The sequence below is a fragment of the Deltaproteobacteria bacterium genome, assembly GCA_009692615.1.
In the GTDB taxonomy this organism is placed as follows: Bacteria; Desulfobacterota; Binatia; order UBA9968; family UBA9968; genus DP-20.
In genome coordinates this window covers 59,520-80,275 of sequence record SHYW01000005.1, presented here as the reverse complement: position 1 = coordinate 80,275, position 20,756 = coordinate 59,520, and the positions used below count along the sequence as shown (strand labels likewise).

Here is a 20,756-nt window from a genome sequence, read left to right as displayed (position 1 = left end):
GCGTCACCGGATTACGGTGAGAAGAGCTTGTCGCCGCGCTGGGTCATGAACAGGTCCAAGGGCAATTCGGCGCCGATGCCTTTCTCTCTGGCCTTCTCGTACATTTTTCGCGCCGTGGCGGCGAACTGAATGCCCATGCCGGTGTTGTTTTTGAAAAATGTGATTTCTCGGTCGTCCTGGCGGCCGCGGCAGTTGCCGTTTAACAATTCGCCGAGCTCGTGCAGATCTTCGGGTTTGACGATGCCGCGTTCGAGGCGATCGTGAAATTCCGCCTGCTTGTCGAGAAATATTTGCGGCTTGTAGCCGACCACGATCAGATTCGACCTAATCACCGCTTCGTCGTCCAGTTCTTTTCGCGGCAGAAAATTGTCGCCGCCGACGATGCTGTTCAAGTGCATGCCGGGTTCGAGCCATTTGCCTTGGATCACCGGATCGACGGTGTTGGTCGCGGCGGTGACGATATCGCTGCCGCGGATCGCTTCTTCCGCGGAATTGACGGCGACGACGTCGATGCCGGTTTCGGCGCTCAGCTCTTTGGCGAATTTTTCGCGATTCGCTTTGGTCGGACTGTAGACTTTGACTTTGGTTAATTGCCGCACGCAGGCGTGAGCCGTCACTTGGGTCTTGGCTTGCTCGCCGGAGCCGAGCAGCGCCATGATTTTGGCGTCTTTGCGGGCGAGATATTTGCTCGCTACGGCACTTGTCGCGCCAACGCGCATGGTCGATATGAAGTGATCGTCCATGATCGCCAGCAGGTTGCAAGTGTCCATGTCGAAGAGCATGACCAGGCCGATGAAATCGCCGGGATAGACGCGCCGCTTGGCGCCGTCGACGGAGATTTCCTTGGAGAAGCTCGAATCGATGCGCAGCGCCATCGATTTCACCCCCGGCACCAGCCCCATGATGTTGTTGAAATAGTACTGGCCGCCTTCTTCTTTCCAAGGCGTGCGCAGCCGGGCGCGCGGCGCATTCATCGCTTTGCCCTGGCCGAGTTCGACGAAGGCTTGCTCAATGGCGGCGATTTCTTCCGACATCGGCAGCAGGTTTTCCATTTGAGCGTTTTTTAAAACTAGAACCATGGGCAGTCCTCCAATGGCTTGCCTATACGGTGGATGGAGTTGAGTCAAGCCGGCAAAAGCGCGAAGGGCCGAGGAGAATTCCTCAGCCCTTCGTAAAACTTCGCGATTGCAAATTAGTTGTTAGCCCTTCTTTGCTTTGAACCAGTCGGCGTCGATCTTAATAAAATGTTTCCACTTATCCGGCGCCGCCGCCTCCTCAAAGATCGCCTCCACGGGACAAACCGGCTCGCAGGCCCCACAGTCGATGCACTCCTCGGGATCGATATAGAGCTTCTTTTCTTTCTCGAACTCCTCAGTCTCATTTTTTGTCGGATGAATGCAGTCCACCGGACAGACGTCCACGCAAGCGGTATCCTTCACGTCGATGCAGGGCTCAGCGATAATATAGGTCATCTCATTCCTCCTAGAGTCAGACTCCAACCTAACTAGCAAATCGATTCCGGCAAGTCAATTTATCGGCGTTGCTGACGGCGATACAAGCCGATTGCCGGTCGATTGTCTTGACCCTCCACCGGCTGGATGTTAGAGCGAGCCTACTCAAGATCGGCGCAAACTCTCATGCTTCGGCTAATCGTCTATCCTTTATTCTACGCCGCGACATTTATGCTGGCTGTAGGGTCTCATCCGACGCAAGCGGCAACCGTCGACGAGGTAGTAAAAAGTCTTCGCAGTCTCAGCGGCGCGCAGCGCAAGAGCTTTCTGGAAAACGGCGCGCGCACGGAAGGCGAAGCGATTTGGTATACCTCGATGAGCCTCACCGACTTTCCCAAGATCGTCGGCGCCTTCGAACGGAGCCATCCGGCGGTGAAGATCCGCGCCAACCGTTTATCGCAGTCGTCGATCATGCCGAAGATCGACACCGAAGCGCGCGCCGGCCGCTTCGCCGTCGATATCGTCGGCTCGGCGCCGGTGGAGATGTGGGAGCTGAAGCAAAAGAATTTTTCCGCCGCGTATCTTTCACCGGAGTTAAAAGCCTTTCCGGCGGGCTCCTTCGATCCCCAAGGGTTTTGGTCGTCTACCGCAGTGACGCCGCTGGTGCTGGCGTTCAACACTAAACTCGTCGCAACCGACGAAGCGCCGCGCAGCTATCAGGATTTGCTCCAGCCCAAGTGGAAGGGGCGGATGAATTTTGGCAGCGACGAGTACGCTTGGTATTCGGTCATGCTCGACGGCATGGGCAAGGCCAAAGGGTTGGACTTCATGCGCGCACTGGCGCGCCAGCAGCTGCATATACCCGGCGGTAGCAGCATCATGCGCTTGCAGCTAATGCTTGCCGGCGAGTCGGCGTTGGTCTTGGCGGCGCGGGGGCGGCGCGCCACGGAATATAAGGAGAAGGGCGCGCCCATCGATTACCGCATGCTCGATCCTTATCCAGGCGAACCCAACGGTCAGGCACTGATGCGCCGCGCGGCCCATCCCCATGCGGCGATTTTGTTTGTCGACTGGCTGCTTTCCGAAGAAGGGCAAACGGTTTTGGCGCAGCAAGTGCCGCGCATCACGTTGCGCAAAGGCATCAAACAGATTGCGCGCCATCAGGAGCTCTCTAAAAAAGAGTTTGTGTTCGTCAATCCGGCAACACTCGGCCCCAACTTGAACGAGTTGATCGCTTCCTATCAGCAGATTTTTAACCTCCGTTAGCTTGAAGAAATATTTAGTTAGCAGTTCGGTTTCGCAATCCGGTGTAGGGGCGGCCCCCCTGTGGCCGCCCGTTTCGGAGGCCAGACATCCTTCGATAGACTCAGGACAGGCTCCGGTCGGCCCCTACATCAGATGGCTGGTATATTTCGATGTGAACCACTAGCCAATCTCGCAACTCCGGGCGAGACGCGCTACTTTCAATCCATGTCAGTGGAAATCACTCGGCGCGGCGCCGGGACGAAATATCCGACGGCAGCGCTGCGCAAAATCGCCGCAGGGTTGCTATTCGAACTGAAACAACAGCGCGCCGAACTGAGCATCGCTTTGGTCGGCGACGGCGAGATGCGGCCGCTCAATCGCCGCTACCGGAAAAAAAATAAGACCACCGACGTGCTGTCATTTATTATCGAAGACCAGCCGCAATCGGGCCTGCTGCTGCTCGGCGACGTAGTGATTTCCGTCGAGCAGGCGCGGCGCCAGGCCAAAGAGCGGCATAAAACACTTAAGAGTGAGATGGTGACGCTGCTGATCCACGGCATTCTCCATTTGCTCGGTTACGATCATGAGCGCTCGGCGCGCCAAGCCAAGATCATGTTCGCACTTGAGCGAAAACTTCAGACGCGCCTTTGTGAGCGCGGGTTATTGAAGGTATAGTGACAACAATTCAGAATCGAGAAGTCAGAATTCAGGAGCCAGTAGCAAACTATTATGATCGACGAAACTTTAGAGCAACTTACCCACCTCGAAGAGCGGCTTGAGCTTTTGCGGAGGCGGCTTTGACGTTGACGCCAAGCAAAAACGCGTCGCCGAGCTAGGCCAAATCGCCGCGCAGCCCGATTTTTGGAACGACGGCGACAAAGCCCAAACCGTTCTCAAAGAACAGTCCAGTCTCAAAAGCGTCCTCGACAGTTGGGAAAAACATCACGCCGATCTTGAAGAGGCGCGGTTTTTTCTCGACGTCGCCAAAGAAGAGAAGAGCGAAGAAGCGCTTGGCGAAGCCGCCGCCAAAGTCGCGACGGTGACCAAGGAGATGGCCCAGACCGAGTTGACCCAGCTGCTCGGCGAACCAGATGATCGGCGCAACGCTCTGGTAACGCTTCATCCCGGCGCCGGCGGTACCGAGGCGCAGGACTGGGCGGAGATTCTCCTGCGCATGTATCTGCGCTGGTGCGACCGGCGCGGTTACCGCAAAGAGATTCTCGACTATCAGCCGGGCGAAGAGGCCGGCGTCAAAAGCGTGACCTTCAACGTCACCGGGGACTACGCCTACGGCTATCTCAAAGCCGAGGCGGGTATTCACCGTCTGGTGCGAATCTCGCCCTTTGACGCCAACTCGCGGCGCCATACTTCCTTCGCTTCGGTGTTCGTTTATCCCGAGGTCGACGACGATATCAAAATCGAAATCAACGACGACGATCTGCGCGTCGATACTTATCGCTCCAGCGGCGCCGGCGGCCAGCACGTCAATAAAACCGATTCCGCCGTGCGCTTGACCCATTTGCCGACCAATATCGTCGTCGCCTGCCAAAACGAACGATCGCAGCACAAGAACCGCGCCATGGCGATGAAAATTCTGAAGTCGCGCCTCTACGAACTCGAGGTCAAGAAACAAAAAGAAAAGATGGAGTCCTATCACAAGACCAAGAAAGAAATCGCATGGGGCAGCCAAATCCGCTCCTACGTGCTCGCGCCCTACCGCTTGGTCAAGGACCACCGCACCAACGTCGAGGTCGGCAACGCCGATGGCGTGCTCGACGGCGATCTCGATCCGTTTATCGAGGCCTATCTGATGATGGCGGATGAACCGGCGTAGGAAGGTAAGGGGTGAGGGAGTTAGGAGTAAGGTGTCCGACCTCCGCCCTCACTCGGAACTTTTCTGCAACTTTCTCCGTTGTCACGGTATCAAAATAGAAGCGTTGTCTGGGTGTGCCTGGTTTTTGACTTGCACGCACTCCGCGAAGGTGGTCATCTCTAGCAATCACTGAATGGTCGGAGGATTTAATGGAGACCGAAGTTGTAAACGGCCCCAACGGCCATGCCACTGACTTGGAAGCGGCGGTCTTGCAACGCTACGGCGCTGCGGCCGAGGAAGTGGAAGCTTGCCTGTGTTTGCCGGTGAGTTACGACAGAGCTTTGTTGAAAGTCATTCCCGACGAGATCATTGAAAAAGATTATGGCTGCGGCGATCCTTCTAAATATATTCGCCCTGGTGAAACCGTCCTCGATCTCGGCTCGGGCAGCGGCAAGGCTTGCTACATTATTGCCCAAATCGTCGGCGCCGCGGGCAAAGTGATCGGCGTCGACTTCAATCCGCCGATGCTCGAATTGGCACGCAAGTATCAAGAGTCGATCGGCGATCAGCTGGGCTTTCACAATGTCGAGTTTCGCCGCGGCAAGATTCAAGACTTGCGCACGAACTTGGAATTGGTCGAAGGTTTTCTCAAAGACAATCCGGTGTGTTCGGTTGGCGATTTGGCTAAGCTCGAAGAATTTGAAAATCAAACTCGCCAAACTCAGCCGCTGATCGCCGACGAGTCAATCGATGTTATCGTCTCGAACTGCGTGCTCAATCTAGTGCGGCCCGAGGACAAAAAACAATTGTTCGCCGAAATGTACCGCGTGCTCAAGCGCGGCGGCCGGATCGCCATCTCCGATATCGTCAGCGACGAGGCCGTTCCAGAGCACTTGGCCAAGGATACCGATCTGTGGAGTGCCTGCGTCTCCGGGGCGTTTCAGGAAGAAGAGTTCTTACGCGCCTTCGAGGAGGCGAAGTTTCATGGCATTCAAATCGAAGAGCTGCGCACGGAGGCTTACCAGACCGTCGAAGGCATCGAGTTCCGCGCCGTGACGGTGACCGCGTACAAAGGCAAGGAAGGTCCGTGCATCGAGCGCAATCAAGCGGTGATTTACCGCGGTCCGTGGAAGCAGGTGGTCGACGACGACGGCCACACGCTCGAGCGCGGCGCGCGCATGGCGGTGTGCGACAAGACTTTCAAGCTCTATTCGCAAGCGCCCTATGCCGGGCAATTCATATTAGTTCCGCCGCGGCAAGAAGTTTCGTTGGAGAACGCTGGAATGTTTGATTGCTCGCGCGATCACAAACGCCATCCGCGCGAGAGCAAAGGGCTCGAATACAACGCGACGAAAATTTCCGGCGGCGTGTGCGGACCGGATTCGAACTGCTGTCCGTGATATCCGATCCCTTCTCCCCTTGCGGGAGAAGGTTAGGATGAGGGGTGTTGGACGCAGGGCCCTCACCCTAGCCCTCTCCCAGAGGGAGAGGGAACAAGAGCTGAGCCCCGAACTTTTTCTAATATTGCATGCAACCCTTCGCTGAAAGACTTAATCTAAACGGTAGCGGCCTCAAGCGCCGTGGCGTCGAGGCCTTGCAGGTAAACCTCGGGCGCTACTGCAATCTGGCGTGCATTCACTGCCATGTCGAAGCCGGGCCGACGCGCAAGGAGATGATGAGCCGGGAGAATGTCGACGCGGTGCTTGGTTTTCTCGGCGCGACCGAGATTCCAACGCTCGATATCACCGGCGGCGCGCCGGAGCTGCATGGCGAATTCGATTATTTAGTTCAGTCGGCGCGTGGGCTCGGGCGCCATGTGATGGATCGCTGCAATCTGACGGTGATCTTCGAGCCGGGTAAAGATTATCTGCCGGAGTTTTTTCGCCGCCATGAAGTGGAGCTTGTCTGCTCGCTGCCTTGCTATTTCATCGAAAATGTCGACAAACAGCGCGGCAAGGGGACTTTCGACGGCAGCATCCGGGCGTTACAGATTCTCAACCAAATCGGCTACGGCCAACCGGACAGCGGCTTGGTGCTCGATCTGGTTTACAATCCGGTGGGACCGCATCTGCCGCCGCCGCAAGAACAGCTTGAGCAAGACTACAAACGAATTCTTTTCGATGAATTCGGCATACGCTTCAACCGGCTGTTCTGTCTCACCAACATGCCGATCACGCGCTACGCGACGCATTTGAAGCTGCGCGGCGAGTACGAAGCGTACATGGAGCTGCTTGCGGATAACTTCAACGCCAGCACGCTCAATCAAGTGATGTGCCGCAACTTGATCAGCGTCGGCTGGGACGGTTGGATTTACGATTGCGATTTCAACCAAATGCTCGATCTGGCGATCGCCGGCACCGATGGCAGCCGTTTACACATTAGATCGTTGACCTTGGATCAACTTACCAGGCCGGCAATCACCGTCGGCGACCATTGTTATGCTTGCACCGCCGGCTCGGGCAGCAGTTGCGGCGGTACGCTAATTTAGAAACGAAGTTCGTTACATGTCTTTGTCGCCGATCATCATCGTCACAGTTACGTTGTTAGTCGCCTACGCCAACGGCGCCAACGACAACTTCAAAGGCGTGGCGACGCTGTTTGGCAGCGGCACGGCGGATTATCGTAAAGCTCTCACCTGGGCGACGATCACAACCTTTGCCGGTTCGCTGACGGCATTTTTCCTGGCGACGAAACTAGTGTCGATGTTTCAAGGCAAGGGGTTGGTGCCGGATTATCTCATTCAATCGCAACCGTTTATCGCAGCCGTGATTTTGGGCGCCGCGTTGACGGTGATCGTCGCGACCAAAGTCGGCATGCCGATCTCGACGACCCATAGTTTAATCGGAGCGCTTTTCGGCAGTGGTTTTGCCGCCGTGGGGTTGCAACTTGGGTTTCAGACACTTCTAGCTGGGGGTTTCTTGCCGCTATTAGTAAGCCCGTGCCTCGCGGTTCTTTTAGCCACAGCGTGTTACCCGCTGTTCAGCAGGGCCATCTGCTTTGCCGGATTGACCAAAGAATACTGCCTCTGCGTCGGCAGCGAAATGGTGCCAGTGTTTACGTCTCCAGATGGCATGATGTTCACTGAATCGACACCGGGCCTGCGTGTGATCGTCGACAAGGAATCAGTATGCACGCAGCGGCTCAGTGGAACGATGTTCGGCATCAATGGCCAAAAACTTCTCGATGTCGGCCATTTCATTAGCGCTGGCGCGGTCAGCTTTGCGCGCGGACTTAACGACACCCCCAAGCTAGTCGCTCTCGGGCTGGCAGTCAGCGTGCTGGATTTGGCCTGGTCGATCGCTTTGGTGGCGATCTTTATGGCGATCGGAGGATGGATCCATTCAAAGAAAATCGCTGAGACGGTGGGCCATCGCATTACCGCGATGGATCCCGTTCAGGGTTTTCTCGCTAATCTTGTGACCAGCTTCCTAGTTATTTTCGCTTCCAAATGGGGTTTGCCGGTTTCGACGACGCATGTTTCCTGCGGCGCGCTGTTCGGCATCGGCGTGGCCAACGGTCAAGCGCGCTGGAGCGTTATTCGCACCATTCTACTTGCTTGGTTCCTGACACTGCCAACTGCGGCGCTGATGTCGGCGGGATGTTATTTTCTGTTCAAAAGTCTTTGACGGTTTATCGGTGCGGTACATTTGCAACAATGGGTCGTCAAAGCGCATCTAAAGACCATCATGAAAATTGCTAAGGTCGTTTTTCTCTCCCTCATCGTCGGCGGGCTTTTCTGCGGCTCGCTTTTTCTTCCCTTGCGTGCCTTGTTTGCCCACTTCGAGAGCTATGTTCAATCCCTCGGCGCCATCGGCCCGGCGCTGGTGGTGTTGGTTTATATTCTTTGCACTGTCCTATTCGTGCCCGGTAGCGCGATCACCATCGGCTCCGGCACGCTGTTCGGTTTGTCGACCGGTTTCATCGTCGTCGTGCTCGGCGCCAATCTCGGCGCGCTCTGTTCATTTCTCCTAGCGCGCGGATTTTTGCGCGAAAAGGTTGCTTCCTGGGCGGCGGCCAATCCGAAATTTCGCTCCCTCGATCAGGCCATCGGTAAGCAGGGCTTCAAGATGGTTTTGCTGACGCGCTTGAGCCCGGTGTTTCCCTTCGTATTGCTCAACTATCTTCTCGGTCTCACCGCCGTGCGTATGCCTTCTTACGTTCTAGCGAATCTCTTCGGCATGCTGCCGGCGACTTTCTTGTTCGTTTACATCGGCGCGGCGGCGCGTGACGCACTCGCCGGCCAGAGTGACATGAGCGCTGGTTTTTATCAGCAGTTACTTAAATATGTCGGTTTACTCGCGACGGTCGCCGTGGTCGTCATCGTCACGCGCATCGCGCGCAAGGCTTTGCGCGAAGCGGAACAGCAGCAAGAAGGCAATATCGCGGCGGGTGTGGCGCGCTTGGACGCCAATCATCGGCCGACGACGTTCGACAAAATGATGCTGGTCAACGACGCCCATGACAAGCAGCTGATCGACAACTGTCATCCGGCGAACCGAATCAATCCGACGCCGGCGAAAAAATATAATCTAGTCGTCATCGGCGGCGGCACCGCCGGTTTGGTGAGCGCCGCCGGCGCCGCGGGGCTGGGCGCCAAGGTCGCGCTCATCGAGCGTAATCTCTTGGGCGGCGATTGTCTGAACGTCGGCTGCGTACCGTCGAAAGGGATGATTCGCGCGGCGCGGGCGGCACATGACGCGCGTGGCGGCACGGAGTTCGGTATTCACCATTCCAGCAATCCCGAGATCGGTTTCGCGGCGGCGATGGCGCGCATGCGCAAACTGCGCGCCGGAATCAGTCACCACGATTCCGTCGAACGTTTCACCAAGCTCGGCGTCGATGTGTTTCTCGGTAATGGCTGCTTTGTCGATGGCAATACCATTGAGGTCGATGGCAAGCGCTTACAATTCGGCCGCGCGGTGATCGCCACCGGCGCACGCGCCGCCGAGCCGACGATTCCAGGTCTGCGTGACATCGGTTTTTACACTAACGAAACGATTTTTACCTTGACCGAATTGCCAAAGCGACTGATCGTGATCGGCGCCGGTCCGATCGGTTGCGAGCTGGCGCAGAGCTTTCAACGTTTCGGCAGTGACGTGACGATGCTGACGGATGGCGCTGAGATTTTGCCCAAGGAAGATCGCGACGCCGCGGCGATCGTGCGCGCGCAGATCAAAAAGGATGGCGTCAAGATTATCACCGGCGCCAAGATTCACAGTGCGGCGCAGGGCGATGGGGCAAAACTTCTCGTCGCGAAGGTTGCTGACAAGTCGATGGAATTGGCTTGCGACGCGATTCTTGTGTCGGTCGGACGCACGCCCAATCTTGAAGGCTTGGGCTTGGACGCCGCCAATATTCGTTTCGGCAGGCGCGGCGTCGAAGTCGATGCGCGTATGCGCACGTCCAATCCGAGAGTGTATGCCGCCGGCGATGTTTGCTCGCGCTATCAGTTTACTCACGCCGCCGACGCCATGGCGCGCATCGTCATCGCCAACGCGCTGTTCATGTCGCGCCGCAAAGCGACTGACTTGGTCATGCCTTGGTGCACCTACACTGATCCAGAAATCGCCCACGTCGGTTATTATGAAAAGGATGCCCAGGCCGCCGGCTACGACGTGGCGACGATCACGCAATCGCTCAGCGATGTCGACCGGGCGATTCTCGACGGCGAGACCGACGGTTTCGCGCGGGTTCACTACGATCAGAAAACTGCTAGGATTCTCGGCGGCACGATTGTCGCCCGTCACGCCGGCGAAATGTTGGGCGAGTTGACCTTGGCGATCACGGCGAAGCAGTCGGTCGGGGTTTTATCATCAACGATTCATTCGTACCCAACCCAGGCCGAGGTGCTGCGCAAGATTGGCGACGCTTATATGCGCACCAAACTTACGCCGACGGTGAAAAAGATTTTTGCCAAGTGGTTGGCGTGGCGGAGATGAAAAAGATCGTAAGGGGTGAAGGGTGAAGGGTAAGGGGTTTCGGATTCATAATTGGGCACGCGTTCTGCTCGTGGTTGTGCTTGGATATTCTAGCGCGTGGGCGGCGCCCAAGGCGGAGCTTTGGCCACGTTGGCAGAAACACGATCCGGCGAGCGGGCAGAAGATCGATCATGAGACGTGGGATCGTCTGCTCAAGCAGCATGTCGTGAGCCATCCGTCGAGGATTAACCGAATACGCTATCAGGATGTTCGCGCTGACGATCAAAAACTGCTGAAGAATTATTCGCAGTTTCTGCAGGGGATCTCGATCTCCAGTTACAATCGCAAAGAGCAGTTGGCCTATTGGATCAATCTCTACAACGCGCTCACTATCGACCTGATCTTGTCGCGCTTTCCGGTGGCGTCGATTCGCGACATTAACATCTCGCCGGGATTGTTCGAGCGTGGGCCGTGGGGAGCGAAATTACTCACTGTCGAGGGCGAAAAGCTTTCCCTCGATGACATTGAGCATCGGATTCTCAGGCCGATCTGGAAAGACCCGCGGCTTCACTACGCGGTCAACTGCGCTAGCTTGGGCTGTCCCAATTTGCCGCCGGCGGCGTACACCGGTGACAACACTGAAGCGCTGCTGGAAAAGGGCGCCAAGGAATTTATCAATCACGGCCGCGGCGTGGCGCTCACCGGCAGCAAGCTCAAAGTGTCGAGCATCTATGTTTGGTTCCAAGAAGATTTTGGCGGCGACGCCGAAGGGCTGATGGAGCACTGGCGCAACTACGCCGATCCACCGTTGGCGGCGGCCCTCGAGAACTACCAAGGCGGCTTGAGGCACGATTATGATTGGCGGCTCAACGGCGTCGATATAAAACCTTAAATCGCGAGAGCCAATGAATATTTCCGTCATCGTGCCGGTACTCAATGAAGAGAAGTCGATTGGCGCCACGCTTGCGGCGTTAACCACGCTGGCGCCGTATGAAATCATTGTCGTCGACGGCGGCAGTACGGATCGGACTTGTCAGATCGTTAGCCGATTTGCCGTGACCGTCATTTCATCGGAGCGCGGCCGGGCGCGGCAGATGAATTTCGGCGCGCGCCAAGCCCACGGCGAAGCGCTGCTGTTTTTGCACGCTGATACGCGTTTACCTGATTCTGCTTTTGCCGACATTGATTCCGCGTTCGCCGATCCGCGCTATGTCGGCGGTCGGTTCGATGTTGAGCTCGATGGCAGTCATTGGTTGTTGCCGGTGGTGGCGCGGCTGATAAGTTTTCGCTCGCGAATGTCTAAAGTCGGTACCGGCGACCAGGGGTTGTTCGTGCGCCGCGAAGTGTTTACGCGCATGGGCGGATTTCCCGACATTCCACTCATGGAAGATATCGCCTTTTGCCGCGCCCTGAAAAAACATGGCGCGGTGGCTTGCTTGCGCAGCCGGGTGCGCACTTCGGCGCGGCGCTGGGAGACGGACGGGTTGTGGCGGACGATCTTTCGCATCTGGACCTTGAAGCTGCTCTACTTTGCCGGCGTCTCGCCGGTGCGCTTGAAACAATTCTATGCCGACACTCGCTAACGGGCTGGCCATCATGGCCAAAGCGCCGGTGGCGGGCTTGGTGAAAACTCGCCTGGTGCCGCCGCTGACGCTTGAGCAAGCGGCGCAGTTGTATCGCGCGCTGCTCGCCGATCAACTCGAACACCTCAAAGGCTACGCCGGCGCGGCGCGCTATGTGGCTTACACGCCCAACGACGCGGCGGCGCAGATCGGCGCGCTGGGCGGCGATGCTTACACTTACATCGCCCAAAAGGGCGACGATCTCGGCCGGCGCATGGAGCAATTGTTCGTCGATTGTTGGCAACTGGGACACCGCAACGTCGTGCTCGTCGGCAGCGATTTGCCGGCGCTGCCGTTGGCGATACTTGATGACGCGTTCACGCAGTTGTCATGCGCCGAGCCTAAAGTCGTGCTCGGTCCGAGCCGCGACGGCGGTTACTATCTGATCGGCATGAACCGGCCGACGCCGGAATTGTTTGCTGGGATGACCTGGAGCCATGACCAGGTTTTGACCGAGACCACGGCGCGTTTGCGCCGGCTGGCGATTTCGTTCAGCTCGCTGCCCGAGTGGTTCGATATCGATACGCCGGAGGATGTTCAACGCTTGCGTGGCTCCAATGATTTGGCGTTACGTTGCCGCATGGCGAAAACGTTCGCTTGTTTGGCGACGCTCGATGATTCGCCGTCAAAGTTCTGACGGCTGGCGTGGGATTAAATATTGCTGCGCAGCTGGCGATAATTACTCTAAAGGTGCTGACCTGATCGACTGAAAGTGATAATGCTAATTTAGCAACCAACCCTTAGCACCGGTCCACTCCGGTTAGAGTAGGCAGAAAAAATTATGAGCCCAGTAACCGACCAGTTGTGCATCGATACGATCCGTACTTTGTCCATGGACGCGGTGCAGCAGGCCAACTCCGGCCATCCCGGCACGCCGATGTCGATGGCGCCGGTGATGTACGGTTTGTGGCAGCGCCACTTGCAGTACGATCCGGCCGATCCGCTGTGGCCCAATCGCGATCGCTTCGTGTTGTCCATCGGCCATGCGTCGATGTTGCTCTATTCGACGTTGCACTTGGCCGGCGTGCGCGCCCTCGACGCCAAGCATCAGGTGCTCAATCAACCGACGCTGACCCTCGACGATCTAAAAAACTTTCGCCAGCTCGACAGTAAAACTCCCGGCCATCCCGAATTCGGTTTGACCGCGGGTGTTGAAACGACGACTGGCCCGCTCGGCCAAGGCGTCGCCAACAGCGTCGGCATGGCGATCGCATCGAAATGGCTCGCCAGCTATTTCAACCGGCCGGGCTTCGATATTTTCGACTACAATGTTTACGCCCTGTGCGGTGACGGCGATATGATGGAAGGCATCAGCAGCGAAGCGGCGTCCCTCGCCGGTCATTTGAAATTGGAAAATCTCTGCTGGTTTTACGATAGCAACCGAATTTCCATCGAAGGGAGCACCAGTCTGGCGTTGTCGGAAAACGTCGGCAAACGTTTCGAAGCCTATGGCTGGAATGTTTTGCATGTGGCCGACGCCAACGATCAGCCCGCCTTGGACGCAGCCATTGCCAATTTCCACCAGTGTAAGGACCGGCCGACCTTCGTCGTCGTCGACAGTCACATCGCCTTTGGCGCGCCGACCAAACAAGATACGGCGGCGGCTCATGGTGAACCTTTGGGCGAGGCGGAAATCAAAGCGACGAAAAAAAATTACGGCTGGCCCGAGGACGAAAAGTTTTTCGTGCCCGCAGGTGTGCTGGAACATTTCGCCCGCGGCTTGGGCGCCCGGGGCCGCGGCGCGCGGGAACGATGGACGGCGAAATTTGGCGAATACCAAACAAAATTTCCCGAGCTCGCCGAGCAGTTAACAACCATGCAGCGGCGCGAACTGCCGGCGGGTTGGGATAAAGAGTTGAGCGAATATCCCGCCGATCCTAAGGGCCAAGCGACGCGCGATTCTTCCGGTAAAGTTTTGAACGCCATCGCCAAGCATGTGCCGTGGCTCATGGGCGGTTCCGCAGATCTCGCGCCGTCGACCAAGACCCGGCTGACTTTCGATGGCGCCGGCGATTTTGCCGCCGGCAATTTTGGCGCGCGTAATTTTCACTTCGGCGTGCGCGAGCATGTCATGGCGGCGATCGTCAACGGCATGACGCTGTGCGGCGTGCGCGCCTATGGTTCCGGTTTTTTAATATTCAGCGACTACGCCCGGCCGTCGATTCGCCTGTCGGCGTTGATGGAGTTGCCGGCGATTCATGTCTTCACCCACGATTCCATCGGTGTCGGCGAAGACGGACCGACGCATCAGCCGGTGGAACATCTGGCGGCGCTGCGGGCGATTCCCGGCTTGATTACACTGCGCCCCGGGGACGCCAACGAAGTGGTCGAAGCCTGGCGCGTGATCATGCAATTGCAACATCAGCCGGTGGCTTTGGCGTTGACGCGCCAAGCGTTGCCGACCTTGGATCGAACCAAGTATGGCGCCGCCGCCGGATTGGCTAGAGGGGCTTATATTCTAGCCGATGCCGATAACGGCAAACCGCAGGTGATCTTGATCGCTACCGGCAGCGAAGTTTATTTGTGCGTCGAAGCTTTCGAGCAGTTGAAACAGGCCGGCGTTCAAACGCGCGTGGTTAGCATGCCGTCTTGGGAATTGTTCGAATTGCAAGATAAGAGTTACCGCGAGCAGGTTTTGCCTAAGGCGATTACCGCCCGCGTCGCCGTCGAGCAAGCGATAACATTCGGCTGGGCGCAATATGTCGGCATGAGCGGCGCGGTGATCGGCATGAAGGGCTTCGGCGCTTCGGCGCCATTTAACCAGTTGCAGAAAAGATTCGGCTTCACCGTGGAAAATATCGTCGCCGCGGCGAAGGAGCAATTAAAAGGCTAGCCACGCGCATCGCCATCGGCGCGGATCACGCGGGTTTCGAATTGAAACGAATTCTTCTCGCGGATTTGCGCCAGCGCGGCCATGAACTACTCGACAAAGGTACCGACAGCGACCATCCGGTGGATTATCCGGACTTCGCCGAAGCGGTGAGCCAGACGATTCTAACCAGCCAAGCTGAACGCGGTATTGTCGTCTGCGGCAGCGGCAGCGGCGTCGGCGCCTCGGTGTCGGCCAATAAGATTCCCGGCATCCGCGCCGGGCTGTGTCACGATACTTATTCCGCGCGCCAAGGCGTCGAGCATGATGACATGAACATCCTGGTGCTCGGCGCGCGCGTGATCGGCGTCGAGATGGCGCGCGAGTTGGTCGATAATTTCTTAGCGGCGAAGTTTAACGGCGCAGAGCGGCATCGGCGCCGGGTGGAAAAAATTACCGCACTGGAGCAGCGCTACGGCAAAAAAGATTAACAAGCGGCAGAAAAAAGCGGAACATGCTTCGACAGGCTCAGCATGAACGGATTTTCTTCGATCGTTTCGAGCTCCCTTCCGTTCGTCCTGAGCCAGTCGAAGGACTCCGAGGAAGTTTTGCCACAACAACCTGATGAGGGTGACAGAGCATGAATCCTTTGAAAGAGCTCGGTGGACAAGGACAGTCGATCTGGCTCGACTACATCCGGCGCAACTTGATTAGCAGCGGCGAGTTGAAACGGATGGTCGACGAGGACGGCATCCGCGGTGTTACCAGCAACCCAACGATTTTTGAAAAAGCGATTGCCGGCAGCACCGACTACGACGGCGCGCTGGGCGTTATGCTCGCCGGCGATCCCACTGCCGAACTAGAAAAATTGTATGAACCGTTGGCGATCGAGGACATTCAGATGGCCGCCGATGCGCTGCGGCCGGTTTTCGACTCCACTAACGGCGATGACGGTTACGTCAGTTTGGAAGTGTCGCCGCACTTGGCGCACGATACTCAAGGCACCATCGACGCGGCCAAGCGTTTGCGCGCGGCGGTCAACCGGCCCAACCTGATGGTCAAAGTGCCGGCGACCCCCGCGGGCATTCCCGCCATCGAGCAGCTGATCGCCGACGGTTTAAATATCAACGTCACACTGATGTTTTCCATGAGCCACTACGAAGCGGTGGCGCGGGCCTACGTGAAAGGTTTGGAACGCTGCGCCAATCCGGCGCAAGTCGCGTCGGTGGCATCGTTCTTCGTTAGCCGAGTCGACACCGTGGTCGATAAAGAACTAGAAAAAAACGGCAGCGCCGAAGCTAAAGCGCTGCTCGGCAAAATCGCCATCGCCAATTCGAAAATCGTTTACCGTCGTTTCCTAGAAATTTTTCACGGCGAAGGCTTCGCGGCGCTGCGTAGCCGCGGCGCGCGGGTGCAGCGGCCGTTGTGGGCCAGCACCGGGACGAAAAATCCGGCCTATTCAGACGTGCTCTACTTGGAAAATCTGATCGGCCCGGAAACGGTCAATACCGTGCCGCCGGAAACCCTCAACGCGTTTCGCGATCATGGCAAGATTCCCGGCGCCACGGTGAAAACCGGCTTCGATGACGCCGATCGGGCGTTGGCCAGCTTGGCGCGGCTCGGCATCGATCTAAACGGGATCACGGAAAAGTTGCAGGTGGATGGTGTCGCCGCTTTCGCTACGTCGTTCGATCAATTAATGGCTGCATTAGAAAAGAAACGCCAAGCGCTGGCCGGTATCGAGTTGAACCATCAAGAATTGCATCTGGGTAAATATCAGCGGCGCGTCGACAAACGGCTGAAAGATTGGCAAAGCGCCGCGCTTGGCCAGCGCATCTGGAAAAAAGATCACACGGTTTGGTCCAAGGATGTTCAACCAGAACTTTCCGATCGCTTGGGTTGGTTGGAACTACCCGAGACCATGGCGTCACAGGTTGCGGCGCTGGCTACTTTCGCCGATAAGGCTAGGGCGGACGGCATCAAGCATATTGTTTTGCTCGGCATGGGCGGTTCGAGTTTGGCACCGGAAGTTTTTCAGGAAACTTTTGGCCATAGTGCGGGCTATCCCAAGCTGCGCGTGCTCGACAGCACGCATCCAGCGGCGGTGAAAGCGGTTGAACGCGACATCGATTTAGCGCACTCGCTGTTTGTCGTCTCGAGCAAATCGGGAACGACGACGGAAACTAATTCTTTTTTCTTTTATTTCTGGGACAAGCTGAAAAAACTTGGCGTCGATGGCGGTCCGCACTTTGTCGCCATCACCGATCCGGCAACGCCTTTGGAAAAGCTCGCCAAGGAAAGAAATTTTCGCGGCATCTTCAACGCGCAGGTCGAAGTCGGCGGGCGCTATTCGGCTTTGACTCCCTTCGGTTTGGTGCCGGCGGCGCTGATCGGTGTCGATATCGGCGCAGTTCTAGCGCGGGCGCGGCGCATGAGCGCGGCCTGCGGCGCGGCGATTGCTGACGGCCAAAATCCGGGTCTGATGCTCGGCGCGGCGCTCGGCGAGTTGACTCTGGCCAAGCGCGACAAAATTACTTTCCTTTGCTCACCGTCGTTGGCGGCGTTTCCTTCTTGGGTCGAGCAATTGATCGCCGAGAGCACCGGCAAGGAAGGCAAAGGCATCGTGCCGGTGGCCAACGAGCGTATCGGCGCGCCGGAAAAGTATGGCGCCGATCGTTTCTTCGCCTATCTCAGGTTGGCGAGCGATGACAATTCCCAGCTCGACCGCCAGGTGGCGGCGCTGGAAGCCAACGGCCATCCGGTGGCGCGCCTGGATTTATCCGACAAGCATGACATCGGCCAGGAATTTTTCCGCTGGGAGTTCGCCGTGGCGGCAGCGGGCGCGGCGCTGGCAATCAATCCCTTCAATCAGCCCGATGTTCAATTGGCCAAGGATTTATCCAAGAAAGCGATGAGCGAAAGCGGCAGCGGCAATGGCAAACTCAAGGACGAGGTCAGCGCCGCGGACGCCGCGGCATTGACGAAAGCGGCCAGCGCTTGGCTCGGCAAGAAAAAGCCGCGCGACTATGTCGTCGTGCAAGCTTACATCGAACCGTCGCCGGCCAATAGCGCGGCGCTGCAAGAGTTGTGCGCGACGATTCAAAACCGATTGGGGACGGCGACGACTGTGGGCTTCGGGCCGCGCTTTCTCCATTCCACCGGCCAGCTCCATAAGGGCGGGCCCAATTCCGCGTTGGTGCTACAGATTGTCGATCAGCCCGCCGATAACTTAGCTGTACCGGAGACGAACTACACGTTCGATGCTTTGATCCAGGCCCAAGCGATCGGCGATTTCAGCGCGCTCAAACAGCGCCGCCGGCGTACCCTCAGGGTCAACTTGGGTAGCGACAGCAGCGGCGGATTGCAGCGACTGGCGGATTCATTGCGCGTGTAAGTGCGCTTCTCCAGGGAAGGAGAAAAAATATGGAACTCGGAATGATCGGTCTCGGCCGGATGGGCGCCAACATGACCGAACGGTTGGTGCTCGGCGGCCACAAAGTGGTTACCTACGATCGCAGCGCCGAAGCAATTCAGCGCGTCGTCGATAAGGGCGCGGTGGGCGCCGCGTCGCTCGCTGACTTCGTCAACAAATTGTCAGCGCCTCGGGCCGTCTGGTTGATGGTGCCGTCGGGCGATCCGGTGGATCGGACCATCGATGAATTGTTGCCGAGCTTGGCCAAGGGCGATACCATCATTGACGGCGGCAATTCGAATTATAAAGACTCCATACGGCGCGGCGAAAAATTAAAATCCCACGGTTTAAACTTCATCGACGCCGGCACCAGCGGCGGCATCTGGGGACTGCAAAACGGTTACTGCATGATGGTCGGCGGCGCTAAAGACGTGGTTAGCCATTTGGAACCGATCTTTCTTACGCTGGCGCCGAAGGACGGCTATCTTCACGCCGGACCGGTGGGCGCCGGCCACTTCGTGAAAATGGTCCACAACGGCATCGAGTACGGCATGATGCAAGCCTACGGCGAAGGGTTTGAGCTGCTCAAAGCTTCGCAGTTCGATCTCGACTTGGAAAAAGTTTCCCACTTGTGGAACCAAGGCAGCGTGGTGCGCTCGTGGCTGTTAGAACTGTGCGAGAGCGCATTTCAAAAAGACGCTAAGCTCGACGGCATCAAAGGCTATGTCGACGATTCGGGTGAAGGGCGCTGGACGGTCATCGAAGCGATCGAGCGTGGCGTCGCCGCGCCGGTGTTGGCGCACTCGCTGTTCGCGCGTTTTTCGTCGCGCCAGCCAGACGCCTTTTCCAACAAAGTCATCGCCGCGCTACGCAACGAATTCGGCGGCCACGCGGTGAAAAAAGGGTAATTGTCGATGGCGAGCGATCCGCACGAGTATGTTTCGCCGGTTATCGGCCAAGGGAAAAAGCCTCACGCCTGCGTGGTGATGATCTTCGGCGCGTCGGGCGATCTGACCAAGCGCAAACTGATTCCGGCGCTTTATAACTTAGCCTTGGAAAAACGTTTGCCCGAGCGCTTCGCCGTGGTCGGTTATGCGCGCAGCGAGATGACCGACGACGCCTTTCGCGACAAGATGCGCGAGGCGGTGAAAGAATTTTCCCGCACCGGTCTCGGCGATGAAGCGGTGTGGCAGGAATTTGCCAAGACGCTTTTCTACGTGCGCGGCGGATACGAAGAAACCGACGGCTACGAGCGACTGAAGCTGTTCATCGATAACTTCGATCACGGCAGCCGCGTACTGCCGGCGCGGGTTTTTTATTTGGCCATGCCGCCGGATCTTTACGGCGGGGTGATCGAGCGCATCGCCACGCTCGGCTTGGCGCAGAAAGATTATGCCAATGAGCCGCGCTCGCGGGTGATTATCGAAAAGCCCTTCGGCACCGATCTACAAACCGCGCGGGAACTCAATCAGCGCGTGCACGACGCCTTGGGCGAAAAGCAAATCTACCGCATCGATCACTATCTCGGCAAAGAGACCGTGCAAAACATCATGGTTTTTCGTTTTGCCAATTCCGTTTTCGAACCGATCTGGAACCGGCGCTACGTCGACCATGTGCAGATCACGGCGGCGGAAGGCGTCGGCGTCGAGAGCCGCGGCGGCTACTATGAAGACGCCGGCGTGGTGCGCGACATGTTTCAAAATCATTTGCTGCAACTGCTCTGTCTGACGGCGATGGAGCCGCCGGTGGGTTTCAATGCCGATGCGGTGCGCGACGAGAAGGGCAAACTATTGCGCGCGGTCAGGGCGATCGCGCCGGAGGAAGTTTCCACCGCCGCGGTGCGCGGTCAGTATGGCGCTGGCCAGCTTGGCGCTGAGCGAGCGCTTGGCTATCGCGAAGAACCGGGGGTGGCGAAGGAGTCGCCGACGGTGACCTACGCGGCGATTAAATTGGCCGTCGACAATTGGCGTTGGGAAGGCGTGCCCTTCTACTTGCGCTCCGGTAAGCGCATGGCCAAGCGCGTCACCGAGATCGCGATTCAATTCAAACGGCCGCCGATGTTGCTGTTCAAATCATCCGCGGTGGAAGATGTCAGCCCCAATGTGTTGGTCATGCGCATTCAACCCGACGAAGGCATCTCCCTGCGTTTCGAAGTCAAACCGCCGGGACCGGACATCACCGTTAGCCCGCTCAATCTGAAATTCAACTACTCGGAAGCGTTCGGCAACAGCTCGCCGGAAGCTTACGAAACTTTATTGGAAGATTGCATCGAAGGGGATTCGACATTGTTCACGCGCCACGATTGGGTCGAGTCGGCTTGGGCGTTGATGGATCCGATCATCCAAGTGTGGGGTTTGAGCAAGCCGAAGAACTTTCCCAATTACGATTCCGGTTCCTGGGGCCCAAAAGAAGCGGACGATTTCATGCAGCGCGACGGCCGGCGTTGGCGCCGGCCATAATCAGATTCGGAATGATTAACCGCAAAG

Annotated in this window: 17 protein-coding genes; 15 read left to right on the top strand and 2 right to left on the bottom strand. The window is 57.5% G+C overall.

Annotated features, from left to right (window positions below; all coding sequences use genetic code 11):
* Positions 1 to 11 precede the first annotated feature (11 nt).
* Together EXR70_02185 and EXR70_02180 are read right to left on the bottom strand one after the other, a co-directional pair.
* Positions 12 to 1,079 carry an ornithine cyclodeaminase family protein gene (locus EXR70_02185; protein MSP37287.1) on the bottom strand — a complete coding sequence of 356 codons (1,068 nt, stop codon included), beginning with the start codon at positions 1,077 to 1,079 and terminating at the stop codon, positions 12 to 14.
* 120 nt (positions 1,080 to 1,199) lie between these two features.
* Positions 1,200 to 1,472, bottom strand: a complete 273-nt coding sequence (locus tag EXR70_02180; protein MSP37286.1) for a ferredoxin family protein — start codon at positions 1,470 to 1,472, stop codon at positions 1,200 to 1,202.
* A gap of 126 nt (positions 1,473 to 1,598) precedes the next feature.
* On the opposite strand from EXR70_02180, the gene EXR70_02175 reads away from it, so the two are divergent.
* The 15 genes from EXR70_02175 (at position 1,599) to zwf (ending at position 20,729) form a co-directional block, all read left to right on the top strand.
* Positions 1,599 to 2,717, top strand: a complete 1,119-nt coding sequence (locus EXR70_02175) for an extracellular solute-binding protein (GenBank protein MSP37285.1) — start codon at positions 1,599 to 1,601, stop codon at positions 2,715 to 2,717.
* Positions 2,718 to 2,849: 132 nt separating this feature from the next.
* Complete coding sequence (ybeY, locus tag EXR70_02170; GenBank protein ID MSP37284.1) at positions 2,850 to 3,371, top strand: rRNA maturation RNase YbeY; 522 nt, start codon at positions 2,850 to 2,852, stop codon at positions 3,369 to 3,371.
* A 54-nt stretch (positions 3,372 to 3,425) separates the two neighbouring features.
* Positions 3,426 to 4,530, top strand: a protein-coding gene (gene prfB / locus EXR70_02165; protein ID MSP37283.1) for a peptide chain release factor 2 whose coding sequence is annotated in 2 segments (ribosomal slippage) — positions 3,426 to 3,485 and positions 3,487 to 4,530 — 1,104 coding nt in all. Because the reading frame shifts where the segments join, the coding sequence is not laid out codon by codon here.
* Between the two features lie 188 nt (positions 4,531 to 4,718).
* Positions 4,719 to 5,909, top strand: coding sequence for a methyltransferase domain-containing protein (locus tag EXR70_02160; GenBank protein ID MSP37282.1), 1,191 nt, complete (start codon positions 4,719 to 4,721; stop codon positions 5,907 to 5,909).
* A gap of 128 nt (positions 5,910 to 6,037) precedes the next feature.
* On the top strand, positions 6,038 to 6,997 hold the full coding sequence (locus EXR70_02155) for a radical SAM/Cys-rich domain protein (protein MSP37281.1): 960 nt from the start codon (positions 6,038 to 6,040) through the stop codon (positions 6,995 to 6,997).
* A gap of 16 nt (positions 6,998 to 7,013) precedes the next feature.
* Positions 7,014 to 8,135 (top strand): inorganic phosphate transporter, encoded by a 1,122-nt coding sequence (locus EXR70_02150; GenBank protein ID MSP37280.1) that lies wholly within the window; start codon positions 7,014 to 7,016, stop codon positions 8,133 to 8,135.
* 60 nt (positions 8,136 to 8,195) lie between these two features.
* Positions 8,196 to 10,448 carry an FAD-containing oxidoreductase gene (locus EXR70_02145; GenBank protein MSP37279.1) on the top strand — a complete coding sequence of 751 codons (2,253 nt, stop codon included), beginning with the start codon at positions 8,196 to 8,198 and terminating at the stop codon, positions 10,446 to 10,448.
* A 43-nt stretch (positions 10,449 to 10,491) separates the two neighbouring features.
* Complete coding sequence (locus tag EXR70_02140; GenBank protein ID MSP37278.1) at positions 10,492 to 11,319, top strand: DUF547 domain-containing protein; 828 nt, start codon at positions 10,492 to 10,494, stop codon at positions 11,317 to 11,319.
* A gap of 13 nt (positions 11,320 to 11,332) precedes the next feature.
* Positions 11,333 to 12,010 (top strand): glycosyltransferase, encoded by a 678-nt coding sequence (locus tag EXR70_02135; GenBank protein ID MSP37277.1) that lies wholly within the window; start codon positions 11,333 to 11,335, stop codon positions 12,008 to 12,010.
* Positions 11,994 to 12,686, top strand: coding sequence for a glycosyltransferase (locus tag EXR70_02130; protein MSP37276.1), 693 nt, complete (start codon positions 11,994 to 11,996; stop codon positions 12,684 to 12,686). Before EXR70_02135 ends, EXR70_02130 begins: the two co-directional genes overlap by 17 nt.
* A 144-nt stretch (positions 12,687 to 12,830) precedes the next feature.
* On the top strand, positions 12,831 to 14,882 hold the full coding sequence (gene tkt, locus EXR70_02125; protein MSP37275.1) for a transketolase: 2,052 nt from the start codon (positions 12,831 to 12,833) through the stop codon (positions 14,880 to 14,882).
* Positions 14,870 to 15,349, top strand: a complete 480-nt coding sequence (gene rpiB / locus EXR70_02120) for a ribose 5-phosphate isomerase B (protein MSP37274.1) — start codon at positions 14,870 to 14,872, stop codon at positions 15,347 to 15,349. The genes tkt and rpiB overlap by 13 nt, the downstream gene beginning before the upstream one ends.
* Before the next feature lie 149 nt (positions 15,350 to 15,498).
* Positions 15,499 to 18,252 (top strand): bifunctional transaldolase/phosoglucose isomerase, encoded by a 2,754-nt coding sequence (locus EXR70_02115; GenBank protein MSP37273.1) that lies wholly within the window; start codon positions 15,499 to 15,501, stop codon positions 18,250 to 18,252.
* A gap of 29 nt (positions 18,253 to 18,281) precedes the next feature.
* Positions 18,282 to 19,178: a decarboxylating 6-phosphogluconate dehydrogenase gene (gene gnd / locus EXR70_02110; protein ID MSP37272.1), complete on the top strand. Its 897-nt coding sequence runs from the start codon at positions 18,282 to 18,284 to the stop codon at positions 19,176 to 19,178.
* Positions 19,179 to 19,184: 6 nt separating this feature from the next.
* Entirely contained in the window at positions 19,185 to 20,729 is a 1,545-nt protein-coding gene (zwf, locus tag EXR70_02105) for a glucose-6-phosphate dehydrogenase (protein MSP37271.1), read from the top strand.
* Positions 20,730 to 20,756: the final 27 nt, after the last annotated feature.

Bases quoted from the DNA above. Each gene is read 5' to 3' on its own strand.
- EXR70_02185 (MSP37287.1), bottom strand. From the start codon at position 1,079: ATGGTTCTAGTTTTAAAAAACGCTCAAATGGAAAACCTGCTGCCGATG.
- EXR70_02180 (MSP37286.1), bottom strand. From the start codon at position 1,472: ATGACCTATATTATCGCTGAGCCCTGCATCGACGTGAAGGATACCGCT.
- EXR70_02175 (MSP37285.1), top strand. From the start codon at position 1,599: ATGTTAGAGCGAGCCTACTCAAGATCGGCGCAAACTCTCATGCTTCGG.
- ybeY (MSP37284.1), top strand. From the start codon at position 2,850: ATGGCTGGTATATTTCGATGTGAACCACTAGCCAATCTCGCAACTCCG.
- EXR70_02160 (MSP37282.1), top strand. From the start codon at position 4,719: ATGGAGACCGAAGTTGTAAACGGCCCCAACGGCCATGCCACTGACTTG.
- EXR70_02155 (MSP37281.1), top strand. From the start codon at position 6,038: ATGCAACCCTTCGCTGAAAGACTTAATCTAAACGGTAGCGGCCTCAAG.
- EXR70_02150 (MSP37280.1), top strand. From the start codon at position 7,014: ATGTCTTTGTCGCCGATCATCATCGTCACAGTTACGTTGTTAGTCGCC.
- EXR70_02145 (MSP37279.1), top strand. From the start codon at position 8,196: ATGAAAATTGCTAAGGTCGTTTTTCTCTCCCTCATCGTCGGCGGGCTT.
- EXR70_02135 (MSP37277.1), top strand. From the start codon at position 11,333: ATGAATATTTCCGTCATCGTGCCGGTACTCAATGAAGAGAAGTCGATT.
- EXR70_02130 (MSP37276.1), top strand. From the start codon at position 11,994: ATGCCGACACTCGCTAACGGGCTGGCCATCATGGCCAAAGCGCCGGTG.
- tkt (MSP37275.1), top strand. From the start codon at position 12,831: ATGAGCCCAGTAACCGACCAGTTGTGCATCGATACGATCCGTACTTTG.
- EXR70_02115 (MSP37273.1), top strand. From the start codon at position 15,499: ATGAATCCTTTGAAAGAGCTCGGTGGACAAGGACAGTCGATCTGGCTC.
- gnd (MSP37272.1), top strand. From the start codon at position 18,282: ATGGAACTCGGAATGATCGGTCTCGGCCGGATGGGCGCCAACATGACC.
- zwf (MSP37271.1), top strand. From the start codon at position 19,185: ATGGCGAGCGATCCGCACGAGTATGTTTCGCCGGTTATCGGCCAAGGG.